Below are 22479 nucleotides of genomic sequence, written 5' to 3' on the forward strand. Positions count from 1 at the left end.
GCCCCCCCCACCCCCCCCTGCCCCCCCCCGGCCCCCCCGCCCGGGGGGCCCCCCCCCGGGGGCGGGGCCCGCGTTTCCAGCCCCCCGGGAAGGGGTCAGGCGGGGCCGGAGGTGAGGGCGTCGTCGATCGTCGCGTGGACGAGCGTGGAGAGGTACGAGCCCGGGTTCTCGACGCCGACGGCGGCGAGCAGCGACGTGGACTGACGCACGATCGAGCGCGAGAAGTCGGTGGCCGTCGCGATCGCCTCGGCGTACGCCGCCCGGTCGGCCTCGGCGATGACGACGGGCTCGCAGCCCAGCTCGACGGCGAGCGCCTGCCCGATCGGCAGCACGGGCGCGGGTGCCGTGACGGCGGCGAAGCCGCCCGCGAGACGGCGCAGGTCGATCGACGTGCCGGTGAACGCGATCGCCGGATGCACCGCGAGCGGGATCGCGCCGCCGGCGACAGCGGGACCCAGGATGCCGGTTCCCTCGGCCGGATCCGTGTGCAGCACGAGCTGCCCGGCCTGCCACGCGCCGACGTCGGCGAGACCGGCCACGAGACCGGCGAGCTGGTCGTGCGGCACGGCGATCACGACGAGCTCGCTTCGCCTGACGACCTCGAGCGGATCGAGCAGGGGCACGCCGGGCAGGAGCGCCTCGACGCGGGCGTCGTCCGAGCCGCGCGTCACCCCGACGAGCGCGTGACCGGCGCCCGCGAGCGCGAGTCCCACGATCGGGCCGACGCGACCCGAGCCGATGATGCCGACCCCGAGCCTGCCGTCGCGATTCATGCGCGCGGCTCCTCGGCCTCGCCGTCCGCACCGGCCGCGTCCTGCGCCTCGGCCTCGCCGGCGCTGACCTCGACAGCCGCGGCATCGGCGGAGTCCGGCACGACGCGGTCGGGTGCCGCCACGGCAGAGACCGGCGCCCACGCGTCGGCCTGGGGCAACCCGGCCCCCTCGGCAGGCCCCGCCTCCGCGGCAGGCCCCGCACCCTGAGACGACCCTGCATCCTCGGCAGGCCCCGCCTCCGCGGCAGGCCCCGCACCCGCGGCAGCCCCCGCACCCGCGGCAGGCCCCGCCTCGGCGAACGTCGGCGCACCGCCGTCGGGCGTGACCACCGGTCCACCCGCCCCGGCGCCGGGCGCCCACGTGCCGGGCCCGGCATCCGCCGACTCCGCCGCGACCTGGTCCGCCAGGGCCGACGCTCTCCCCGCCCACCGGTGACTGCTGTCGACGGCGGCGGCCGCGTTCGCCGCGGCGATCACCTCGCCGAACACGTCGAGCACGGCATCGCGGTCGATGATCCCGAGCGCCCCGGAGACGGGGCCGAGGATCGTGTGCGGCTGCAGGTTCGCGATCCGCAGGCGCCGGTCGACGGGACCCTGCGCGATCGCGACGCTCTGCAGACGCGCGAGGGGGAAGATCCCGAGCTTGCGCCAGATGGCGCCGCGACGCACGAGGAGGGCGTGCGGCGTGAGCTGAAAGCCGTTCCGCCGCCACGAGAGGGGGCGCAGCAGACGCGCCCGCCGGGGTGTCGTGGTGAACGGGTCGTCGGCGCTCGGGCGCAGCAGCCCCTGCTCGATGACGAGCGGCCAGTCGTCCTGCGGAAACCCGGGCAGCAGGAGCCCGAGCACGCGCTCGACGTCGGCACGGGTGCCGACCGGCAGCACCGTCGCGAACTGATCGGAATTGACATCGGTCGCGCTGCGGCCCGACAGCCGGTTGACCGAGACGGCCCACCAGCCGAACCGACGCCACAGGATCGACTGCGACACCTGCACGGCGTGCACGCGGCCGGGCGGCAGGATCTCGGTGATGGTCGTGAAGAGCCCGAACGTGATGCGCACGCCGCTCGAGGTCGGTGCGATCGAGTAGCGCAGCGACCGCGTGATGCTGCGCGCCCAGTACGCCCCGAAGCCGATGGCGGCGGGCACCATGCCGAAGAGGATCCACGGCGTACCGAAGATCGATCCGACGATGATCGCGATGATCGCGAGCACGAGCGCGATGGTCGAACCGCTCAGCAGCTGCGACCCGATGAGCCGCCCCACGGGGATGTGCACGACCGATTCGGGTTCGACGTCGGACTGGTCCGCACCGTCGATGATCCCCGAGATGCCGGCACTGACGATGGATGCCGCGGCGGAGACGCGCGATCCGCTCGGGCCGGCGGCATCCGGCGCGGCGTCGCCGAGCTGCGCACCCGAGGCGAGCCGCAGGATGTCGGCGCGCACGGCCTCGGCGTTCGGCGTCGACAGGTACTCGAGCTTGACGTTGGAGTCCAGGCCCGCGCCGACGACTTCGAGCTTGGCGAGCCCGAGCAGCCGAGCGATCATGGGGCGCGTGAGGTTGACCCCCTGAACGCGGTCCAGCGGCGCTCGGCGGTGCGTGCGGAACAGCACGCCGCTGCGCACCTCGACGTCATCGCCCGTGATGCGGAACGTGTGGAACCGCCACGACACGTAGAAGACCCCGATCAGCAGGATCACGACGCCGAGCACGGCGAACAGGGCCACCAGCAGCAGGTCGTTGGACACCACCCAGTCGATGGGGTCGCCGGAATAGTCGCCGTAGCCGTCCATCGCGGGCAGGAACAGCTCGATGAGCCGGTCGCGGAAGTTCGCGATGATGATGCCGGCCACGACGACGAGGGCGAACCCGCCGCGCAGCAGGGGCGTGAGCGGGTGCATCCGGTGCCATTCGCCATCGCTCAGCGGCGACCGCACCAGGCGGCGGGCGGGGGGCGGCGGACCTTCGGCGGGGATGCCCGTCACAGTCCGGTCCGGCGGGTTTCGGCGACGTCGATCAGGGTGTTGCGCAGACGCTCGGCGGCATCCTGCGTCAGCCCGGGGATCGTGACGCCGGTGGCGGCCGCGGCCGTGACGAGCTTGAGCTGGGCGATGCCGAATCCGCGGTCGAGGGGGCCGTGCGTGATGTCGACGAGCTGCATGCGGCCGTACGGCACGGCGACGACCCGCTGCCACAGGATGCCGCGGCGGAACACGAGGTCGTCGCGGCGGAGCTGGTAGCCGTACGAGCGGGCCTGACGGGGTGTGATGACGAGCGTGAAGATCAGCAGCGCCGTGCCGATGCCGCCCGGGATCCACACCCAGACCTGGTTCAGCACGAGCCCGAGCACGAGCATCGCGGCGACGACGAGCGCGAGGAAGAACCCCGTGACGATGAGCTGCACGCGCACGTACTGCCGTGCGAGCTGGTGCCATGTGCCGTCGCCGAGCGGCAGCCGACCCTCGGCGCGCGGCTCCTTGATGCGATCGAACGTGCCCTCGTCGAGGGTCGCGTCGGGCCCGTACGGCACACTCTCGGCCTCGGATGCCGCGGCGGCAGCCCGCCGCTCGGCCCGGGTCGCCGGGGCCGGAGCACTCGCCGAACTCGGAGCCGATTCCGCGTCCGCGACGGGAACGGGCGCCGCCGTCGCGCTCTCGACCGGCGTCGCGGGTGCGGCGTCAGTGTGCGCGGGGTTCGAGTCCGGGGTCGTCGCCTCCGGGCTGTTCGTCATCGTGGTCCTTCCGGATCGTGCACAGGTGCTCCGCCACGAGCGCTGCCGCCATGAGCAGCACCCCGCAGGCGGCCGTCGCGATGACGGTACCCGTCGAGCCTAGCGAGGGCGTCACGGGCAGGGTCACGAGGAAGACGCCGAGACCGGCGCCGAAACCGCCGAGCGCGGCGCCGACGATGCTCGACGCCTTCGCGAGCATCGCGGTGCGCAGCGCGCGGAACGGATTCACGATGACCCCGGTCGCCCCCCGCGTCGCGCGGCGGATGGGGATCGCCAGGGCGAGCACCAGCCCCGCGAGGCAGATGAGCAGGATCGGCAGCGTCACGGCGGGCGTGAAGGTCGGCCGGCCCGCGGCCGTGAGCGCCTGGTCGAGCGCGAATCCGCTCGCCGCGCCCAGCACAGCCGCGCCGATGAGGACGCCCGCGCCCGTGCGCTTCACGCCCGCCCCCGCAGGCGTGCCAGCAGTTCGTCGACGCGACCGCGGCCGGGCAGGACGGCATCGGGCGCGACCGCGAGCCACGGGATGAGCACGAAGTCGCGCTCGGCTGCCCGCGGGTGCGGCAGCGTCAGCTGCGGGTCGTCGCTCGCCAGGTCGCCGTAGGCGATCAGGTCGAGGTCGAGCGTCCGGTCGTCCCAGCGCGCGCGACGCTCGCGGCCGTGCGCTGCCTCGATCGCGTGCAGGTACGACAGCAGCACCGAGGGCGCGAGCCGGGTGCGCAGCAGCGCGACCGCGTTGAGGTAGGCGGGCGCGGCGTCATCCGGACCCTCGGGCTTCACGGCGACGGACTCGACGGGGGCAGACGCCCGCACGTCGCCCGTGAGCGGAAGGCGAGCGAGCCCCTCGATCGCCTTGGCGAGCGTCGCGGCGCGGTCGCCGAGGTTCGCGCCGAGGGCCACGACGGCGTCGACCGTCGGCCCGGCGGGGGCGGGGGCCGATTCGATGCCCTGCGCGAGACGGCGGCTCATCGTGATCCCGACGTTCCGCGGCGCACCGTGACGGAGACATCCGCGAACGGCACCGTGATCGGCGCGTTCGGCTTGTGCACCGTGACGACGACTCCCTGCACGAGATCGTGCGCCAGCACGTCGTCGGCGATGCGGCTCGCGAGGGTCTCGATGAGATCGACGGGGTCGCCCTCGACGATCTCGACGAGGCGTTCGGCGAGCTCGCCGTAGTGCACGGTGTCGGCCACGTCGTCCGACGCGGCCGCGCGCGCGGCATCCACCCTCATCGTGACGTCGACGACGAACTCCTGCCCGTCGCGGCGTTCATCGGGATACACCCCGTGGCGCCCGAACGCGCGCACTCCCGTCAGCGTGATCTCGTCGACGGCGTCCATCGATCGTCTCCTTCCCACGCGGCGGCGATGCGCAGGGCATCGCGCGTCGCCGCGGCGTCGTGGACGCGCACGGCCCACGCACCGCCCTGTGCCGCGAGCACGCTCGTGACGGCTGTCGCGAGGTCGCGGCGCTCCTGCCCGATCGGCGCGTCCGAGTCCGTCGCGAGCGTCTCGGCGAGGAATCCCTTGCGACTCGTGCCGATGAGCACACGGTGCCCGAGCCCCGCGACACGCTCGGTGGCGCGCAGCACGGTCCAGTTCTGCGCGCCGCGCTTGCCGAACCCGATGCCCGGGTCGACGATGACGCGCGCGGGCGGGATGCCGGCGGCACCGGCCGCCGCGACCCGCTCGCGCAGCTCGTCGAGCACATCGGCCACGACATCGTCGTAGGTCGCACGCGCGTACATGTCGGCCGACGGTCCGCGCCAGTGCCCGAGGGCGATGTCGGTGTCGGTCGCGGCGACGGCCGCGAGCATGTCGGGGTCGGCAAGGCCCCCCGAGACGTCGTTGACGATGCGCGCTCCGGCATCGATCGCCGCGAGCGCCGTCGACGCGTTCAGGGTGTCGATGCTGATCATGGCGCCGGCCTCGGCGAGCGCCGCGACGACGGGCAGCACGCGCTCGCGCTCGAGGGCGGCCTCGACGCGCTCCGCGCCGGGACGTGTGGACTCGCCGCCCACGTCGAGCAGGTCGGCGCCCTCGGCGAGCAGCCGCAGACCGTGCGCGACCGCGGCATCGGCGTCGTGGTGACGCCCGCCGTCGCTGAACGAGTCGGGGGTCACGTTGACGATCCCCATGACGAGGGTCATTCGCGCGTCGCCCCCACGAGCACCATGATCTCGGTGCGGGCCGCGGCATCGGCGAACTCGCCGCGCGCCGCGATCGTGACGGTCGTGGCATCCGCCTGCTGCCCCCCGCGCATCGTGACGCACTCGTGCGACGCGTCGAGCACGACCAGCACGCCGCGCGTGTCGAGCGACCCCGAGATCGTGTCGGCGATCTGCTCGCCCAGACGCTCCTGAACCTGCGGGCGCGATGCGAGGATGTCGACGACCTTGGGCAATGCGCCGAGGCCCACGACCTGCTCCCCGGGCAGGTACGCGATGTGCGCGCGCCCGCGGAACGGCAGCAGGTGGTGCTCGCACACCGAGCGGAAGCGGATGTCGCGCAGCATCACGGCACCGGACGGCAGGGTGTCCGGTGCCGGCCCGCGTGCGACCGAGATCGTGTGCGCGAGCGGCGCGGCGGCATCCTGCCCCACTCCCGAGAAGAACTCGGCGTACGCGTCGGCGACGCGCTGCGGCGTCACGCGCAGGCCCGCACGATCGGGGTCCTCCCCGATCGCCTCGAGAAGCTCGCGGACCAGACCCGCGACGCGCTCACGATCGACGGCCACGCCGCGAGCCTACGCGGTCGCGGGACGCGCCTGACCGGCAGGACGGCGCGTCGCCGACTTCTCGGCGGCGGCCTGCGGATCCGACTCGACGGATGCCGCGAGCCCCGCGTCTTCGCGGCGGCGAGGCACGTCGACGGGCGGCAGCTGCGACACGGGCCGCTGCTCGCTCGAGAGCCACTGCGGGCGGGGCGGCAGCTTCCTGATGTCCTTGAAGATCTCGGCGAGCTGCAGGTGGTCGAGCGTCTCCTTCTCGAGCAGCTCGAGGGCGAGCTTGTCGAGCACGTCGCGGTTGGCGTTGAGCACTTCGTACGCCTCGTTGTGCGCCTGCTCGATGAGCGCGCGCACCTCGGCGTCGACGCGTTCGGCGATGCGCTCCGAGAAGTCACGGCCGTGACCCATGTCGCGGCCCATGAAGACCTCGCCCGACGACTGTCCGAGCTTGACCGGTCCGACGTCCATCGTCATGCCGTACTCGGTCACCATCTTGCGCGCGATGCCCGTCGCCTTCTCGATGTCGTTCGAGGCGCCGGTCGTGGGGTCATGGAAGACGATCTCCTCGGCGACGCGGCCGCCCATCGCGTAGGCGAGCTGGTCCTGCAGCTCGTTGCGTGTGATCGAGTACTTGTCATCGAGCGGCAGCACCATCGTGTAGCCGAGCGCCTTGCCGCGCGGGAGGATCGTGACCTTCGTGACCGGGTCGGTGTGGTTCATCGCCGCGGCCGCGAGCGCGTGGCCGCCCTCGTGGTAGGCCGTGATCAGCTTCTCTTTGTCCTTCATGACGCGGGTGCGCCGCTGCGGGCCGGCGAGCACGCGATCGATCGCCTCGTCGAGCGCGCGGTTGTCGATGAGCTGGGCGTTGCTTCGCGCCGTGAGCAGTGCCGCCTCGTTGAGGACGTTCGCGAGGTCGGCGCCCGTGAAGCCGGGAGTCTTGCGGGCGACGACCTCGAGGTCGACGCTGTCGGCGAGCGGCTTACCGCGGCCGTGCACCTCAAGGATGCGCTTGCGGCCCTGAAGATCGGGGGCGTCCACGCCGATCTGGCGGTCGAAGCGGCCCGGACGCAGCAGAGCCGGGTCGAGGATGTCGGGGCGGTTCGTCGCCGCGATGACGATGACGTTGACCTTGGGGTCGAAGCCGTCCATCTCGACGAGCATCTGGTTGAGCGTCTGCTCGCGCTCGTCGTGCCCGCCGCCCATTCCGGCGCCACGGTGACGGCCGACGGCGTCGATCTCGTCGATGAAGATGATGGCGGGGGAATTCTCCTTCGCCTGCGTGAACAGGTCGCGCACGCGCGATGCGCCGACGCCGACGAACATCTCGACGAAGTCCGAGCCCGAGATCGAGTAGAACGGCACGCCGGCCTCGCCCGCGACCGCGCGCGCGAGAAGCGTCTTACCCGTTCCGGGCGGGCCGTACAGCAGCACGCCCTTGGGGATCCGGGCTCCGACGGCCTGGAACTTCGCGGGGTCCTTGAGGAAGTCCTTGATCTCCTGCAGCTCTTCGAGCGCCTCATCCGAGCCGGCGACGTCCTGGAACGTGACCTGCGGCATCTCCTTCGTCACGAGCTTCGCACGCGACTTGCCGAACTGCATGACCTTCGACCCGCCGCCCTGCGCGCTGGACATGAGGAACCAGAACAGCAGACCCAGCAGCAGGATCGGGATCATCAGCGAGAGGATGCCGTCGAACCACGACGCTCGCGGGACGGCGTCGTTGAAGCCGTCCTTGGGGTTCGCGGCGTTGATCGCCGAGACGACCTCGTCGGCACGGGCGGAGACGTAGTAGAACTGCACGTCGTTCGCGCCCTCGAAGGGCTTGGACAGCGCCATGTCGACGCGCTGGTCGCCGTCGGTCGTCGTCACCTCGGTCACGGTGCTGCCGCGCAGAAGCTCGAGACCCTGCTGCGTCGTGATCTGCTTCGCCCCGCCGAGACTCGAGATGAGCGTGAAGCCCACGATGAGCAGCACGCCGATGAGCACGACGTACACGAACGGATTGCGGGTGAGCTTCTTGGCCTTCATGGTGACGGCGAGCGCCGGTCCCTTTCGTCGAACGAACCGTCGAAAAGGGCGCACGTGTCCCCGCGACAGTGTTTTCAGGGTATCGCGGGCACGCTATGCCGATCCTGTGCATTCGCCCACGGCGTACCCCACCCACCGGCCCCTGAGCTTGTCGCGGCCCCTGACCCCGCCCGGTCCCTGAGCCCGCCCGGTCCCTGAGCTTGTCGAAGGGTCGCGATGCGCGGGCCCGCGCATCGCTCTCGACTGGCGTCAGCTGTAGACGTGGGGCGCGAGGATCGCGACGTCGCGCAGGTTGCGGTAGCGCTCGGCGTAGTCGAGGCCGTAGCCGATGACGAACTCGTTCGGGATGTCGAACCCGACGTACTTGCAGCGCACCTCGACCTTCGCGGCCTCGGGCTTGCGCAGCAGCGCGAACACCTCGACGGATGCCGCACCACGAGCTTCGAAGTTCTCGAGCAGCCAGCTGAGGGTCAGGCCCGAGTCGATGATGTCCTCGATGATCAGCACGTGCTTGTCGTGCAGATCGGTGTCGAGGTCCTTGCGGATCTGGACGACGCCGCTCGATTTCGTGCCCGTGCCGTACGAGGACACGGCCATCCAGTCCATCGGTGCCGTCATCGGCAGCGCCCGCGAGAAGTCGGCCATGACCATGATGGCGCCCTTGAGTACACCGACCAGCAGCAGATCCTTGCCGGCGTAATCCTCTGCGACGCGATCCGCGACCTCTTGCAGCTTCTCGTGGATCTCCTCCTGGGTGAGGAGGATCTCGGTCAGTTCGCTCTGGATGTCCGCAGCCCGCATGCGACGAGTCTAGGCGTCGCCGCGCACGGTCTGGGGACTCACGACGAGCACCTCGACGACCTCGGCCTTGTCGGGCGCGGTCATCACCCACGTGAGTTCGATGTACCAGTCGCCCCCGTCGATCTCGCGGCGGAAGCCGTCGGCGATCCGGCGGCCGCCGTCGGTCTCGCGCACGCGCGACGTCGTCCACCCATTGGTGACGAGGTGCTCGGTGATCGCGGCGGCGGCATCGGCCGACGCGTCGGACTGCGACACGAGCACGATGCTCTCGAGCGCCTGCCACCACGCGGCATCCTCTGCCGACCCGGCACCCAGGGGCGACTCGTAGCGCGGTTCGGACTCGGAGAACCCGACCTCGTCGACGAGGTCGGCGGGGATCACGGCGACCGTGTCGGCCATGAGCGCGTCGGTCGCTGCGGCGTACTCGTCGAGTCTGCTCGTCGTCGTCATGCTGCAACCTCCGAGGATGAGGGCGAGGGCGGCCGTCGCGAGGACGGCGATGAGTCGTCGCATCCGTCACTCGACCTGTGTATAGGTGGGCGAGTAGGTGCTGAGGTCGATGCCGTCGATCGTCACGACGCCACCCGACGTGACGATGACCTCGTCGGGGGCGAAGAGCTCGACTTGTCCGCCCGTGATCACGGCGACCATGTTATTGAACGACGTCGACCCCGGTGTGAAGACCGAGCTGTGGCTGTCGATCGCGGGCGGCATCCAGTTGCCCGGCACGTTGTGGTCTTCGATGTCGGTGCTGCCCAGGTCGCTGCCGTCGATCATGCCCGTCTCGAGCCGGATGACGCCGCCGGCGGTGAGCGTCGACTGGCCGTGCAGGGCGTGCAGGTCGCCGGCGTTGCCCTGGATGAGGCCCACGACGCCGTCGTTGCGGCTCATCAGCGCATAGTGCGGCACGCCGGAGGTGTGCGGGAAGTCGCTCACGCCCGAGACGCCGTCGCCCATGCCCGCCGCCGCGACGTAGAGGATGCGGTCGGCCTTGAGGCCGGCCTGCTCGGCGAGTCCGACGGTCGCGCCGCCGTAGCTGTGGCCGAGCACCGTCAGGGTCGAGCCCGTCGGTGTGACGATTCCCCCCGCGAAGTCGCGCAGCCTGGGGGCGAGCGCGTGGGAGTAAGAGGGGTCCATCGCGGCCGGGATGTCCTGCGGGAAGGGCCCGCCCGCCCACTGGAAGACCGCCGATGTCGAGCCCGCCGCCTGGTACAGATCGGCGGCACGGTCGTCGGCGAAGTCGGTCATGTTCGCGCCCGTGCCGGGCACCGAGATCGCCACCGACGTGACCCACGACGGGATGTCCCCCGTCTCGGGGTCGATCGGCCCGTGGTAGGTCGCGATCGCACTCTGCGCCGGGTCGAAGACGACGACGCGCGACCCCGTGTACGAGCTCGGCACACCGTTCTCGTCGATGAAGCGCACTTCTTGTGTCAGCAGTCCCTCGTAGTAGTCGATGAGCGTCTGCTGCTCGGCGACGAGCTTGTCGTACTCGGCGTCGATGCCGTCGTGACCGTAATAGGCGCGGTCCTTCGCGTCAGCGCGCATCTGTTCGATGCGCTCGATCTCGGCCTGACGGGCGCGGATCTCGTCTTCGATGTTGATGTGGTTCGCCGTGACCCGGTCGGCGATCGGGATGCCGTCGAGGTTGCCGATGATCTTCGGCGACGCCTCGATGAGCGCATCGCGCTGGGCGCGGTCGAGGCTGTCCCACACCTGACGGATGAGGTGCGGATCACCGAGGCCCGCCAGCTGCTCGGCCGTGATCGAGTCGGTGTCCTCGGCCCACAGTGCCGCCGACGCGAAATAGCCGCCGCGACCGATCCGGCCGTCGTTCGTAAGTTCGGCGACGAGGTGGATGCTGCGCAGCCGAGCCGCGGTCGCACTGTCGAGCTCGTCGCGCTCGACCTGCAGGTCGTTGTAGGCGGACTGCGCCGTGCGGTACGACTCGATCGCGCCCCGCCAGCGTGCGAGGTAGTGGGGCTTGTCGAGGTAGAGCCAGTCGGGCAACACGTCGTCCCACCCGAGGGCCCAGCCGACGATCGTCTCGGACGCCTGGTTGAGTGCTTCGCCGCGCCGCGCCCAGATCGCGTCGTACCGGGTCTGCGCCGTGGCGAGCGCTGCGGCGGCGCGGGCCTGCAGGTCTTCGAGTGAGGTGGCGTAGTCGTCGAGGATCCCCGCTGCCGAATCGGCGGCATCCGAAGTGCGGGTGAACCGTTCGGACAGCACCGTGATGCGGGGGCGAAGCGCCTCGGCGCTCTCGGCGATGACGGGCCCGAGGGCGGCGAGCGCGCGGCCCGAGGCGGCGCTGCGGTCGCGCTGCGCGGTCGAGCGGGAGCGGAACAGGCTCGCCAGATCGCGGATGCCGCCGGCATCGCCCTGCGCCGGATCCTGATCGATTCCGGGAAGGCTCATGCGCCACCTCCCGCGAGTTCGGCGTCGGTGCGCTGCAGTTCGCTGTGCACGATGCCCGTGTCGGTCGCGAGCTCGTCGCCCGCTTCGGACAGGGCGTCCATCGCGGCCCGGACGAGCTCGTCGACGTCGCCGAGCGCCGCCTCGACGACGTCGGACTTCACGACGGCGTTGTCGGGGCGCGCTCCGTCGGCTGCGCGGGCCGCCGCCGCGCGCAACTCCGTCACCGCGGTGGTGAAGTCGGAGTCGCTGTACTGCACATCTGGCACGAGCCCAGACTATTCATTCGCACGAGCGGTCCCATGGGGAGGAATGCCCATGTCGCTTCCGGCCGGACAATCTAGGCGCGGACGCGGGGCGGCAGCCCTCGGACCGCCGCGACGGCATCGGACCAGCCCCGGTACAGCTCTTCGCGCTGCTCAGCCGGCATGAGTGGCTCGAAGATGCGCTCGAGCTGCCACCGGTCGTGGATGTCATCCCGCGCCCACATGCCCACTTCGCTGCCGGCGAGGTGGGCGATGCCCAGCGCCGTGCGCTCGAGACCGACCGGCCGCGAGACCGGAATGCCGAGGATGTCGGCCTGGAACTGGCACAGCAGATCGTTTCGTGTCGCCCCACCGTCGACCTTGAGCATCGGGATCTCGACGCCATGGCGACGCAGATTGTCGACGTTGTCGCGTGTCTGGTACGCCATCGCCTCGATCCCCGCACGCACGACGTGCGCCGCCGAGGACTCGAGCGTGAGGCCCACGATGGCCCCCCGAGCGTTGCGATCCCAGTGCGGGTCGAACAGCCCGGCGAATCCCGGCACGAGATAGACCCCGCCCGTGTCGGGCACGCTGGATGCGACGGCCTCACTGTCGCCCGCATCCGAGAGGATGCCCAGACGGTCGCGGAGCCACTGGATCGTCTGTCCGCTGTGGAAGACGACGCCCTCCGCTTCGTAGGTCACCTTGTCGCCGAACTGCCACGCGACGCTGCTGCACATGCCCGGCAGAGTGCGCGGCACGTCGCCCATGTTCACCGTCAGCACCCCAGCCGTTCCGAAGGTGTTCTTGGCACTGCCGGCTTCGAGGCAGGCCTGGCCGAACAGCCCCGCCTGCTGGTCGCCGAGGACGGCGGTCACGGGAACGGGATGCGGCGCCGGAAGCACGTCGTGCGCGACGTCGCCGAACCAGCCTGCGGACGGCACGATCTCGGGCAGCAGACTCGTGGGGATGTCGAGCATCGCGCAGAACTCTTCGTCCCATTGGGCGCGCGCGAGGCTCATGAGCCCCGTGCGGGACGCCGCGCTGGGCTCGGTGCGATGCGCCGTGCCGCCCGTCAGGTTCCACAGCATCCACGTGTCAGGAGTGCCGATGGCTAGCTCACCGCGCTCCGCGCGCTCGCGCACTCCGGGAACGTGGCGCAACAGCCAGGCGATCTTCGGCGCCGAATAGAAGGAGTCGTTGCGCACGCCGGTGCGCGAGCGGAACTCGTCGTCGAGGCCGCGCTCGGACCACTCTCGCACGATGTCGTCGGTCTGCTTCGACATCCAGGTCACGGCGTTGTAGACGGGCACCCCCGTCGAGCGGTCCCACATCACGATGGTTTCTCGGTGCGACGTCACCCCGACAGCGGCGACATCGGCCGCCGTGATGCCGGCACGCTCGAGCGCGAGGACGAGCGAGCGGCGCGGTGCGTCCCACATCTCCTGTGGGTCGAACTCGACCCACCCTTCGCGCGGGAAGATCGTGGCGACCGGCGCCGACGCTTCACCGACGGTGCGACCTGCGTCGTCGATGACGATCGCGCGGGCGCTGCTGGATCCCTCGTCGAGGGCGACGACATATCTGCCGGTCACGGCGGACTCCATTTCGAGTCAGGCGCGCTCGGGAACGCGCAGGTGATCGAGCCATTCACGGTAGCCCGCAATCTCGGCTGAGCGCCGCGTATCGTCCCACCCACGATGGGGTGCCAGAATCTCCGCGGCGCGCTCCGCCCCGCCCAGGCCGTGGCCCGGCTCGAATGCGAGCAGGGTGCGGCGGGCGAAGACGTCCGTGAGCGTCTCGGCGAACTCGTGGTCGACCGCGAAAACCAGTTCGGCGGCGATCGCGGAGCTCTCCGGGTCGAAGCGCTCGGCCAGCGCGGGGTCGGCCTGCGCGATCTCGAGCACGCGTTGAGCGCGCGTGCCGTACAGAGCCCATAGGCGATGCGACGTATCGCGGTCGAGCACGTCGTTGGCGAGGAACGCCCGCTCGAACGCCGCGAGATCCGCCGCACGCGCACCGGGGAAGGGCTGCTGTCTGCTGATCGGCTTCTTGGGTGCTCGCGCACGAAGCTTCTTCACGGCGATGTCCGTAGCGTCTTCGGCGAGCTGCCGGTACGTCGTGAGCTTTCCGCCGACGATGGACAGGACGCCGGGGTATCCATCCTTCGCGTGGTCGCGGACGATGTGGCTGCGGGGCACCTTCCACTCCGGTGTGTCGGGAGCGTACGGCAACGGTCGCACACCGCTGTAGGTGTAAAGCACGTCGTCGACCGTGAGGTGGGCCTCGGGCATGAGCGTATTCGCCTCAGAGAGCAGGTAGTCGATCTCCGAGCTGTCCGCGCGCGCCGAATCCGGATCCAGGTCGTACTTGATGTCGGTCGTGCCGATGAGGTAGCGCCCCATCCATGGGATGACGAGCACCAGGCGCCCGTCCGTCTGCGACTCGTAGTACACGACGTCTCGGGGCGCGCCCGGGAACGGATCGACGATAATGTGGCTGCCCTTCGCTCCGCCGATGAGACGGGGGGATGCCACCGGAGCACCGCCGTCGCCCGCCAAGACCGCGTCGACCCACGGCCCTCCCGCGTTGATCGTGAGCCGCGCGCGCAGGTCGCGTTCGACACCGTCGGAAGAGCGGACGCGGATGCCCGTCACCGCGGTACCGTCGCGGAGGACCCCGACCGCCTTCGTGTGGATGAAGATTCGCGCGCCGGCATCGGCTGCGGCGACGGCGAGCTCGGTGCACAGCCGTTCGGCGTATTCGACCTGTCCGTCGGTGAACAGGGCGGCGCCGCTGAGTCCCGACTCTGTCATTCCTCGGAAGCGGGCTTTGACGGTGCGGGTCGAGAGGATGCGGTGCCACGGCACCGATTTGTCAGCCGAGAGCACGTCATAGGCGAGCATGCCGAGCCGGATCATCCACGACGGGCGCGTGTTGCGCGAGTAGAAGGGCATGATGAGGCGGACCGGCTTGACCAGGTGCGGCGCGACCCGGAACAGCAGCTCGCGCTCTCGAAGAGATTCGCGTACCAAGCCGATGTCGCCGCGCTCGAGGTACCGCAGTCCGCCGTGCACAAGCCGGCCAGACCAGGCCGATACGCCCGCGCAGAAGTCCTCCTGCTCCACCAGTGCGACAGACAGGCCCCGCTCAGCGGCATCGCGGGCGATGCCGAGCCCGTTGATCCCCGCGCCGATCACGACGACGTCGTACGTGAGCTGTCCAGTCTTGGTCACAATGCCTCCTCGACGATGGCGTGAATATTCAGTCGTTAACTGAATGACCTTCCACTAGTGTAGCGCGTGAACCGCCGAGGGGAACGGGGCGAAGGGACCGCGAGGACCCGAGATGCCCGCTCCAGTCTGACAGAATGACTCAGATCCCAGGCGGAGACAGGAAAGGCGATCGATGCCCCAGGACCGCAACGACCCCGACGGCCAGCGCATGATGACGAAGGTCTCGCACCTCTACCACACGCGCGGAATGGTGCAGACGGAGATCGCGCGCACACTGGGCCTCTCTCAGGCGCGGGTCTCACGCCTGCTCTCATCAGCCGAAGACGCCGGAATCGTTCGCACGATCGTCGTGCCACCTGCGGGGCTCAACGCCGACCTCGAACAGAGCCTGGAGCAGGCCTTCGGTCTACTCGAGGCGCACATCGTCGACGCGATCGACGAGTCCGAGCGGGAACGCACTGACCACGTCGGGCGGGCCCTCGCCCCGATCTTCCAGCTGGCGCCGATCGACGGCAAGACCATCGGCTTCACATCCTGGAGCCGCTCGCTGCGCAGCTTCGTGGCCAACCTGCAGCGCTTCCCCCGGGCCAAGGCACGGGCAGTCGTCGAGCTTCTCGGCGGCGTCGGACAACCGGCCATTCAGCACGAAGCAACGGTTGCCACTGAGCGACTGGCCCAGCTGACCGATGCAGAAGCGCTGTTCCTGCGCGTTCCCGGCGTCGTCCCGACACCCCAGATGCGCGACGCCATCCTGGCAAGTGATCCGCATGCGCGCCGCGCGCTCGAGACGATGCCCGAACTGGACATCGCCCTGGTCGGCATCGGCAACTGCACCATCGTGCCCCCGCTCGTCGGCGGCGACAACTTCTTCACGCAGGAGCAGTTCGACTACGTACGCTCACTCGGCGCCGTCGGCGAGATCAACCTTCGATTCATGGATGCCGACGGTCAGCCGATCGCGAGCGAGCTCGACGAACTCGTGCTCGGTGTCAGCCTCGACGAGATCCGCCGCGCCGAGCGGCGCATCGGCGTCTCTGGCGGCGCCGGCAAGCACGACGCCGTGCTCGCCGCCGTCCGCGGCGGATGGATCAATGTCCTCGTGACCGACGAGGAGACAGCTCGCTACCTTCTCTCCAAAGGCCCCTCAGCGGCCTGATCCCTACGCGTCGACCACCCCCCATCGGGGTCCACTCGGCGCGCCTCCCCACAGCCACGCCAGACGCTTGACACCCGGCGGGGCGGCGCTTAGCATCGCTCCAACGGCATCTACATTCGATACTCGCATAGCTATTCAGATGCCACCTTCACCAAGGTTTCGAAGGAGAAACGAATGACCACTCACAGCAAGCGTCGCGGGGCCGCACTCCTCGCAGGACTCGCGATCGCCGCGCTCGGCCTCGCCGGATGCAGCACGACGGAATCCGGCGGAGGCACGGACGGCGGACCCATCGACTCGAAGGTGATCGGCGTCTCGGTGGCCGACCAGAAGTCGCTCTTCTACATCGCCGCCGTCGACGGCATGAAGGCCGCCGCCGAAGAGGCGGGGTACAAGCTCATCGTCGAGTCGGCCGACAACGACGCCAACCGCCAGGTCAACCAGGTGCAGAACCTGCTGACCCAGCAGGTCGGCGTGCTCATCTACACTCCCCAGGACGCCACCGCTGCCGCCGCCGGCGTGCGCCTCGCGAACGACGCGGGCGTCCCCGTGGTCGCGGTGGACCAGAAGCCCGAGACCGAGGACGCGGAGATCCGCACGTTCATCGCCACCGACAGCGTCAAGGCCGCCTACGAGGTGTGCACCTGGATGTTCGAGCAGTTCGACAACGAGGGTGAGATCGCCGTCCTGCAGGGGCCGCTCGGTTCGACGGCAGAGCTGCAGCGCTCCGAGGGCTGCCAGAAGGCACTCGACGAGAACCCCGGTGTCATCGATGTGCAGTGGGAGAGCGCCGGCTGGGACGAGACCCAGGCATTCGAGGCGTCGCAGAACATCCTGACGGCTCACCCGAACCTCAAGGCGATCTTCGGCGAGAGCGACGCCATGGCGATGGGTGCGGCCAAGGCTGCGCAGCAGGCCGGCCGCGACGGGATGTTCTTCGTGGGCATCGACGGCTTCCCGACGATGTTCCAGGCGATCGCCGACGGGCTCACTCAGGCCACGATGGCCCAGCAGCCCTACATGATGGGTCAGCTCGCTGTCGAGAACGCCATCGCGCTTCTCGAGGGCGAGGGTGACGACATCCCCGCCGAGCAGTACCAGGATGCCGTGCTGGTCAACGAGGCCAACGTCGCCGAGAACGACCCGACGAAGTTCTACGGTCCGAACGTGGGCACGAAGTAGCCCGTATTTCTACCGGGTGGTGCGGTGCAATGTGCGCCGCACCACCCGTCCGGAAGGAACAACCCCATGGCTGAACGCGCAGCATCCCCCGCGACGGGTCTCGTGTGCACGGGCCTGACGAAGCGCTACGGCGGTGTCACCGTCGTCAAAGACATCGACATCACCCTGACGCCCGGGTCCGTGCTCGGCCTGGTCGGCGAGAACGGTGCGGGAAAGTCGACGACCTCGGGAATGATCGCCGGCCTCGTCCAGCCCGACGAGGGCTCGATGATGATCGACGGCGAGGTCTACGACCCGCGATCGCCCGGTGACGCACTGCGGTCGGGTGTGGTCCTCATCCACCAGGAGATCCGGATGGTGCCCGAGCTGTCGGTCGCCGAGAACATCTTCATCGGGCGCCTGCCGCTCAAGCGGGGCGCCATCGATCGCGACCGCCTGCACGCCGACACCGAAGCCGTGCTCAGCCGTCTCGGATCGCGAATGAGCCCCCGCCAGCGAGTGGGCGACCTCTCGATCGCCGCTCAGCAGGAGATCGAGATCGCGCGTGCGCTCAGTCGTGACCCGCGCTACATCATCTTCGACGAGCCCTCTGCTTCGCTCGGCAAGTCCGAGACGGCCCGAGTCTTCGATCAGATCGAGGCGCTCAAGGCCGCCGGAGCAGGAATCGTCTACATCTCGCACCGGATCGAAGAGATCACCCGCCTCTCCGACGCGATCCTCTGCCTTCGTGACGGGCACGAGGCGGCACGCTGGGACACCGGAGACGTGCCCCGTGACGACATCGTCCGCGCAATGGTGGGTCGTGACTTCACCTACGGCCACGACACCCCTCCCCCCGCCGCCGAGAAGACCGTCATCCAGGTCTCGGGCCTGGGTCGGGAAGGCGCCTTCGAGGGCATCGATTTCGAAGTCCGGGCCGGTGAGATCCTCGGCATCGCCGGCCTCGTCGGAGCCGGCCGCAGCGAAGTGGTCCGCGCGATCGCCGGAGCGGATCGCGCCGACACCGGCGAGATCCGCGTCGACGGCAAGGTCGTCCGCATCCGCAACCCGCGCGACGGCATCAAAGCCGGAATCGCGATGGTGCCCGAAGACCGCAAGTCGCAGGGTCTCCTGCTCGACCGGGACAGCACCGAGAACATGACCCTCCCGTGGCAGAAGCAGCTGTCACGCCGGGGCATCGTCACTCACAAGGAGCTCGCCAAGACCTACCGCGAGCACCGGGCCGAGCTTGACATCCGCGGCCAGGCCGACGTCGCGGTCGGTCGCCTGTCCGGAGGCAACCAGCAGAAGGTCCTGCTCGCGAAGTGGCTCATCGAGAAGCCCAAGGTGCTCATCCTCGATGAGCCCACGCGCGGAGTCGACGTCGGTGCCAAGATGACGATCTACGCCGCCATCGGTCGCCTGGCCGAAGAGGGCGTCGCCGTCATCGTCGTCTCGTCCGAGCTCGAGGAAGTCCTCGGGCTGTCCCACCGAGTGCTCGTCATGTCGGGCGGGCGCCAGCAGGGAATCCTCGACCGCGAAGCGGCCACCCCCGAAGCCGTCATGCGTCTCGCGCTGCCCCAGCACGCCGAGACAGCCCACATTTGAACCCGAACCTGTTCCAGGAGATGAGACGATGAGCGTTTCCGAACCCTCGACCTCGACCGATCCGGCGAGCCCGAGCCCAGCGACGGTCGCGCAGCGCACCGTTCCCAGCGACGGCGGCTCCGGCGACAGCCGTTTCCGACGCGTGATGTCGAAGATCCCCGGCCCACTGGTGGGCCTCGTCGTGATCTTCGTGCTGCTGTCGTTCCTGTCGCCGTACTTCCTGACCTCGCGAAACCTGCTGAACATCCTGACCCAGATCTCGGCGATCGGCGTCATGTCGGTCGGTGCGCTGATGGTCATCATCGTCGCCGGCATCGACCTGTCCGTCGGCGCCGTCCTCGCGCTCAGCTCGATGGTGATGGCCTACCTGTACAGCTATTCGGGTCTGCCGTTCGAGCTCGCCGTCGTGCTCGGGCTCGCGACCGGCGCCGGAATCGGTCTGCTCAACGGCATCCTGATCACCTATGGCAGGCTGCAACCGTTCATCGCGACCTTGGCCACGATGTCGGCCGCGACGGGTCTGGCCGTCTTCATCACCGGCGGAAACACGGTCAACGGCTTCCCGTCGTGGTTCACCGCCATCACCCGCATGAGCGTCCTGGGAATCCCGATCCAGGGGATCATCCTCGTCGCGGTCTTCCTCATCGCCGCTTTCTGGCTGCGGTTCCGCCCCGGCGGTCGCGCGCTGTACGCGATCGGCGGCAACGAAGAGGTCGCACGGCTCTCGGGCATCCACGTGCGCCGTACGAAGCTCGTGGTCTACACGCTGGCCGGATTCCTCGCCGCCGTCGCCGGTCTTCTGGTCACGTCGCGCCTCGACTCCGCACAGCCGACAGCCGGCACCGCCGACCTGCTGAACGTCATCGCCGTCGTCGTCATCGGTGGCGCAAGCCTCGCCGGTGGCACCGGTTCGGTGCTCGGCACGTTCGTCGGTCTGCTCATCATCGGCGTGCTGAACAACGGGATGTCGCTGCTGGGCGTCTCGCCGAACCTCCAGCCCGTCGTCCTCGGTGCCGTCATCGTCGCGGCCGTCATGACCGACCGCCAGTCCTCGAAGGCTCAAAGCGGCGGAAGATAGCACCGCTCCCCCACGCAAAAGGACGTCCCCGCCGGAACCGGCGGGGACGTCCTTTTGCGTGCTCGGTGTCAGCGCGCGGCCGGATCAGACGCCACGCAGGATCGCTTCGAGGGGTCGCTCGACGACATCGCTGCCGGCGAAGCGCGAGAGCAGGGCGTCTTCGACGGCAGCATCCGTCATGTCGATCTCGTCGGCGAGTGAGCCGAGCGTCGTGGGGTCCCAGTCGAGCTCGAGCAGAGGATTGACCCGGGCGAGCACGTCGGCGGCGGCATCCGTCACACGAAGCGGAAGACTCGCGCTGTACAGGCGCACTCCGCGCGCGACCCGCTGTGCGGCGCCTACGAGCTTCACGCTCCCGCGAGCGTTGACGCTGTAGTCACCGGGACAGTACTCCCCGGGAACGGGACCGAACCGCGCGTCGACTCCCCACTCACGAAGGAGCGCGACGAACTCCTCGCCGTGCTCGACGAACACGTCGCGGTTGTCGAGCCGCTGCGGTTCGAGGGTCACGATGTCGAGCACGACCCAGTCGGGGTCCAGGGCGACGGCGCGCCCGCCGGCCGGCCGGATGATCGGCTCGTAGCCCGCGTTGCGTGCGGCCCGCTCTGCGGCGGCGAAGCCGGGGTGCAGGCTCTCGCGCCGGCTGAAGGCGAGTGTCGGGGCAGGGCGGAAGACCCGCACAAGACGTTCTGGCGCCCTGTGCTCGGCAAGGGCATAAAGCACGTCGAGCGAGGTCAGTGCCTCGTCTTCGGCGGCCCGCTCCCCGGCTCGCGGGGGGAGTCGCTGGCGCACCACGGTGGTGGATGCCGCATGCAGCCGAGGGTGCTGCAGGCCGTCCAGATTCATCTGCGTCTCCGACTCGTTGCCCGACAATGCCGGCGGCGGGCCACCGTGAATAGCATGCACCCCGCACCGGTGCCGCGTGGAACGCGTCGGTGCGGGGCGCAGCGGGGCAGACTCGCCGCGGCGGGTCAGGAGAGCGGCTCCTCGAGCGCGCTCTTGAGTGCAGTGAGGAACCGGGCACCGGTCGCGCCGTCAAGGGCACGATGGTCGCACGTGAGGGTGAACTCGGCGATCGGAGCCCACACGCCGTCGCCGTCGCGATGCACGAAGCGCTGCACCGTCGCGCCGACGGCGAGAATGGCCGCTTGAGGGACATTGAGGATTGCGTCGAAGCGAGTGACGCCCATCATGCCGAGGTTTGAGACGGTGATCGTGCCGCCAGTGATGTCGTCGCGCGTTAGGGCTCCATCTCGGGCGCGCGCCACGACGTCGGCGCGTGCCCGCGCGATGTCGGCAAGACGTCCGTCCGAGATATCGTGCACGACGGGGACGACGAGACCCTTGGGCGTGTCGACGGCGATTCCGACGTTGGCCTTCTCGAAGCGCACGACCGCGTCCTCGGCGACGTGCACATTGACGTCGGGCACTTCTTTCAGCGCCCGCGCGACGGCCCGGAGGATCGCATCGGTGACGTTCGCCGTCGGTTCGACGGTGCGAACCTGCAGTGCCGAGGACATGTCGATCTCGGTCGAGACGTGAAACACCGGAGCCGCCCACGCCTGCACCATTCGGCGCGCCGCGGTGCGGCGCATCCCCTTGAGCGGCTCGACGATGCCCTCTTCGGCCAGCTCGGTCACACCAGCACCGCCGTTTCGGCAGGTGTCGAGGAGCTGGCGGCCCGGCCGGCACAACCGTACTCCTGCATCTTCTGCACCGTCGCGGCGATCATCCGGTCACGGCCGGCCGCCATGGCCTCTTCGAACTGCCGGTCGCCCTGCGCCCAGACACCTTCGACGCCAGCGCGGAAGGCATGGCGCAGATCGGTGTCGGCGTTGAGCTTGTGTACGCCGGCCTCGATCGCGGCAGAGAGCTGGTCCACCGGAACGCCGGACGCGCCGTGCAGCACGAGCGGGATCCCGGTCGCATCCCGGATCGCCCGGATGCGATCGATGTCGAGCGGCTGCGGCTCGATCCCGGTCACCCCGTGCATGACGCCCGCCGAGATCGCGAGCAGGTCTACACGCGTCTCGGCGACGAAGCGCTCGGCCTCTTCGACGCTCGTGTAGTAGTCCTCCCAGCGGATATCGTCTGCGGCATCCGGGATGCGACCGAGCTCCGCCTCAACGGGAATCCCGAAGGCGTGCGCGACGCGGACCACTTCGGCGGTAACACGGATGTTCTCTTCGAAGTCGAGGTGGGCACCGTCGAACATGATCGAGTCGAATCCGAGCCGGATCGCCTCGAACACCTCGTCGTAGGTTCCGTGATCGAGGTGGATGGGCGCTTCTAGGCCGGACGCGTCCAGCTCGCGGCGGGTCATCTCGTACGCGGCGCGCAGACCCATGTGTGGCACGATGGCCCGGCCTACCTGCAGGAAGACCGGCGCCTCTGCGGCCTGTGCCGCGCGGATGAGCGCCTGCGTCGTCTCGGGGTTGTGCATGTTGAACGCGCCGACGGCGTATCCGCCGGCCTGCGCGGCGGCGATCAGACCTAGGGGGTCGACTCGAGCCATGATGT

22 protein-coding genes are annotated in these 22479 nt (G+C 69.7%); 4 read left to right on the forward strand and 18 right to left on the reverse strand.

The features are described from left to right. Positions 1–95: 95 nt before the first annotated feature. The 15 genes from ACFC3F_RS09330 to glpD all read right to left on the reverse strand — a co-directional run bounded on the left by ACFC3F_RS09330 (position 96) and on the right by glpD (position 14956). On the reverse strand, positions 96–773 hold the full coding sequence (locus ACFC3F_RS09330; RefSeq protein WP_376128795.1) for a DUF2520 domain-containing protein: 678 nt from the start codon (positions 771–773) through the stop codon (positions 96–98). Beyond that, on the reverse strand, positions 770–2758 hold the full coding sequence (locus ACFC3F_RS09335) for a PH domain-containing protein (RefSeq protein WP_376128797.1): 1989 nt from the start codon (positions 2756–2758) through the stop codon (positions 770–772). Before ACFC3F_RS09335 ends, ACFC3F_RS09330 begins: the two co-directional genes overlap by 4 nt. Next, positions 2755–3255 (reverse strand): PH domain-containing protein, encoded by a 501-nt coding sequence (locus tag ACFC3F_RS09340; protein ID WP_376128878.1) that lies wholly within the window; start codon positions 3253–3255, stop codon positions 2755–2757. The genes ACFC3F_RS09335 and ACFC3F_RS09340 overlap by 4 nt, the downstream gene beginning before the upstream one ends. 196 nt (positions 3256–3451) lie before the next feature. Beyond that, a complete protein-coding gene (locus ACFC3F_RS09345) occupies positions 3452–3943 on the reverse strand; it encodes a DUF3180 domain-containing protein (RefSeq protein WP_376128798.1) in 492 nt (163 codons plus the stop codon). Next, positions 3940–4470: a 2-amino-4-hydroxy-6-hydroxymethyldihydropteridine diphosphokinase gene (folK, locus tag ACFC3F_RS09350; protein WP_376128799.1), complete on the reverse strand. Its 531-nt coding sequence runs from the start codon at positions 4468–4470 to the stop codon at positions 3940–3942. The genes ACFC3F_RS09345 and folK overlap by 4 nt, the downstream gene beginning before the upstream one ends. Beyond that, a complete protein-coding gene (gene folB, locus ACFC3F_RS09355; RefSeq protein ID WP_376128801.1) occupies positions 4467–4844 on the reverse strand; it encodes a dihydroneopterin aldolase in 378 nt (125 codons plus the stop codon). Before folB ends, folK begins: the two co-directional genes overlap by 4 nt. Then, positions 4817–5653: a dihydropteroate synthase gene (gene folP, locus ACFC3F_RS09360; RefSeq protein WP_376128803.1), complete on the reverse strand. Its 837-nt coding sequence runs from the start codon at positions 5651–5653 to the stop codon at positions 4817–4819. Before folP ends, folB begins: the two co-directional genes overlap by 28 nt. Further along, entirely contained in the window at positions 5650–6240 is a 591-nt protein-coding gene (folE, locus tag ACFC3F_RS09365; protein WP_376128805.1) for a GTP cyclohydrolase I, read from the reverse strand. The genes folP and folE overlap by 4 nt, the downstream gene beginning before the upstream one ends. 9 nt (positions 6241–6249) lie before the next feature. Continuing rightward, positions 6250–8259 carry an ATP-dependent zinc metalloprotease FtsH gene (ftsH, locus tag ACFC3F_RS09370; protein WP_376128807.1) on the reverse strand — a complete coding sequence of 670 codons (2010 nt, stop codon included), beginning with the start codon at positions 8257–8259 and terminating at the stop codon, positions 6250–6252. A 249-nt stretch (positions 8260–8508) separates the two neighbouring features. Further along, a complete protein-coding gene (hpt, locus tag ACFC3F_RS09375) occupies positions 8509–9060 on the reverse strand; it encodes a hypoxanthine phosphoribosyltransferase (RefSeq protein WP_376128808.1) in 552 nt (183 codons plus the stop codon). A 9-nt stretch (positions 9061–9069) separates the two neighbouring features. Further along, complete coding sequence (locus ACFC3F_RS09380) at positions 9070–9573, reverse strand: hypothetical protein (RefSeq protein WP_376128810.1); 504 nt, start codon at positions 9571–9573, stop codon at positions 9070–9072. 3 nt (positions 9574–9576) lie between these two features. Beyond that, positions 9577–11475, reverse strand: a complete 1899-nt coding sequence (locus tag ACFC3F_RS09385; RefSeq protein ID WP_376128812.1) for an alpha/beta hydrolase — start codon at positions 11473–11475, stop codon at positions 9577–9579. Further along, positions 11472–11741 (reverse strand): hypothetical protein, encoded by a 270-nt coding sequence (locus tag ACFC3F_RS09390; protein ID WP_376128813.1) that lies wholly within the window; start codon positions 11739–11741, stop codon positions 11472–11474. The genes ACFC3F_RS09385 and ACFC3F_RS09390 overlap by 4 nt, the downstream gene beginning before the upstream one ends. A 71-nt stretch (positions 11742–11812) precedes the next feature. After that, the gene (locus ACFC3F_RS09395; RefSeq protein ID WP_376128815.1) at positions 11813–13315 is read right to left on the reverse strand and encodes an FGGY family carbohydrate kinase; all 1503 of its coding nucleotides are present in this window, start codon (positions 13313–13315) and stop codon (positions 11813–11815) included. A gap of 18 nt (positions 13316–13333) precedes the next feature. Beyond that, positions 13334–14956, reverse strand: a complete 1623-nt coding sequence (glpD, locus tag ACFC3F_RS09400; RefSeq protein WP_376128817.1) for a glycerol-3-phosphate dehydrogenase — start codon at positions 14954–14956, stop codon at positions 13334–13336. Positions 14957–15128: 172 nt separating this feature from the next. Here glpD and ACFC3F_RS09405 point away from each other — a divergent pair, with 172 nt between their 5' ends. The 4 genes from ACFC3F_RS09405 to ACFC3F_RS09420 all read left to right on the forward strand — a co-directional run bounded on the left by ACFC3F_RS09405 (position 15129) and on the right by ACFC3F_RS09420 (position 19959). Further along, positions 15129–16112 (forward strand): sugar-binding transcriptional regulator, encoded by a 984-nt coding sequence (locus tag ACFC3F_RS09405; protein WP_376128819.1) that lies wholly within the window; start codon positions 15129–15131, stop codon positions 16110–16112. Positions 16113–16286: 174 nt separating this feature from the next. Next, positions 16287–17294, forward strand: coding sequence for a substrate-binding domain-containing protein (locus ACFC3F_RS09410; protein ID WP_376128821.1), 1008 nt, complete (start codon positions 16287–16289; stop codon positions 17292–17294). Positions 17295–17360: 66 nt separating this feature from the next. Further along, positions 17361–18881 carry a sugar ABC transporter ATP-binding protein gene (locus tag ACFC3F_RS09415; RefSeq protein WP_376128823.1) on the forward strand — a complete coding sequence of 507 codons (1521 nt, stop codon included), beginning with the start codon at positions 17361–17363 and terminating at the stop codon, positions 18879–18881. A gap of 28 nt (positions 18882–18909) precedes the next feature. Beyond that, positions 18910–19959 carry an ABC transporter permease gene (locus tag ACFC3F_RS09420; RefSeq protein ID WP_376128825.1) on the forward strand — a complete coding sequence of 350 codons (1050 nt, stop codon included), beginning with the start codon at positions 18910–18912 and terminating at the stop codon, positions 19957–19959. An 84-nt stretch (positions 19960–20043) separates the two neighbouring features. Here ACFC3F_RS09420 and ACFC3F_RS09425 read toward each other — a convergent pair whose 3' ends face one another. The 3 genes from ACFC3F_RS09425 to ACFC3F_RS09435 all read right to left on the reverse strand — a co-directional run bounded on the left by ACFC3F_RS09425 (position 20044) and on the right by ACFC3F_RS09435 (position 22474). Continuing rightward, positions 20044–20805 carry a lipoate--protein ligase family protein gene (locus ACFC3F_RS09425; protein ID WP_376128826.1) on the reverse strand — a complete coding sequence of 254 codons (762 nt, stop codon included), beginning with the start codon at positions 20803–20805 and terminating at the stop codon, positions 20044–20046. Positions 20806–20930: 125 nt separating this feature from the next. Next, positions 20931–21599 (reverse strand): 2-oxo acid dehydrogenase subunit E2, encoded by a 669-nt coding sequence (locus ACFC3F_RS09430; RefSeq protein WP_376128828.1) that lies wholly within the window; start codon positions 21597–21599, stop codon positions 20931–20933. After that, entirely contained in the window at positions 21596–22474 is an 879-nt protein-coding gene (locus ACFC3F_RS09435; protein ID WP_376128830.1) for a ketose-bisphosphate aldolase, read from the reverse strand. Before ACFC3F_RS09435 ends, ACFC3F_RS09430 begins: the two co-directional genes overlap by 4 nt. Positions 22475–22479: the final 5 nt, after the last annotated feature.

The organism is Microbacterium sp. NPDC055910 (assembly GCF_042271185.1).
Lineage (GTDB): Bacteria > Actinomycetota > Actinomycetes > Actinomycetales > Microbacteriaceae > Microbacterium.

Excerpts from the sequence above, each read along its gene's own strand:
- ACFC3F_RS09415 (WP_376128823.1), top strand. The coding sequence starts at position 17,361 with ATGGCTGAACGCGCAGCATCCCCCGCGACGGGTCTCGTGTGCACGGGC.
- ACFC3F_RS09330 (WP_376128795.1), bottom strand. The coding sequence starts at position 773 with ATGAATCGCGACGGCAGGCTCGGGGTCGGCATCATCGGCTCGGGTCGC.
- ftsH (WP_376128807.1), bottom strand. The coding sequence starts at position 8,259 with ATGAAGGCCAAGAAGCTCACCCGCAATCCGTTCGTGTACGTCGTGCTC.
- ACFC3F_RS09435 (WP_376128830.1), bottom strand. The coding sequence starts at position 22,474 with ATGGCTCGAGTCGACCCCCTAGGTCTGATCGCCGCCGCGCAGGCCGGC.
- folB (WP_376128801.1), bottom strand. The coding sequence starts at position 4,844 with ATGGACGCCGTCGACGAGATCACGCTGACGGGAGTGCGCGCGTTCGGG.
- folP (WP_376128803.1), bottom strand. The coding sequence starts at position 5,653 with ATGACCCTCGTCATGGGGATCGTCAACGTGACCCCCGACTCGTTCAGC.
- ACFC3F_RS09385 (WP_376128812.1), bottom strand. The coding sequence starts at position 11,475 with ATGAGCCTTCCCGGAATCGATCAGGATCCGGCGCAGGGCGATGCCGGC.
- folK (WP_376128799.1), bottom strand. The coding sequence starts at position 4,470 with ATGAGCCGCCGTCTCGCGCAGGGCATCGAATCGGCCCCCGCCCCCGCC.
- ACFC3F_RS09380 (WP_376128810.1), bottom strand. The coding sequence starts at position 9,573 with ATGCGACGACTCATCGCCGTCCTCGCGACGGCCGCCCTCGCCCTCATC.
- ACFC3F_RS09425 (WP_376128826.1), bottom strand. The coding sequence starts at position 20,805 with ATGAATCTGGACGGCCTGCAGCACCCTCGGCTGCATGCGGCATCCACC.
- ACFC3F_RS09410 (WP_376128821.1), top strand. The coding sequence starts at position 16,287 with ATGACCACTCACAGCAAGCGTCGCGGGGCCGCACTCCTCGCAGGACTC.
- hpt (WP_376128808.1), bottom strand. The coding sequence starts at position 9,060 with ATGCGGGCTGCGGACATCCAGAGCGAACTGACCGAGATCCTCCTCACC.
- ACFC3F_RS09420 (WP_376128825.1), top strand. The coding sequence starts at position 18,910 with ATGAGCGTTTCCGAACCCTCGACCTCGACCGATCCGGCGAGCCCGAGC.
- ACFC3F_RS09405 (WP_376128819.1), top strand. The coding sequence starts at position 15,129 with ATGCCCCAGGACCGCAACGACCCCGACGGCCAGCGCATGATGACGAAG.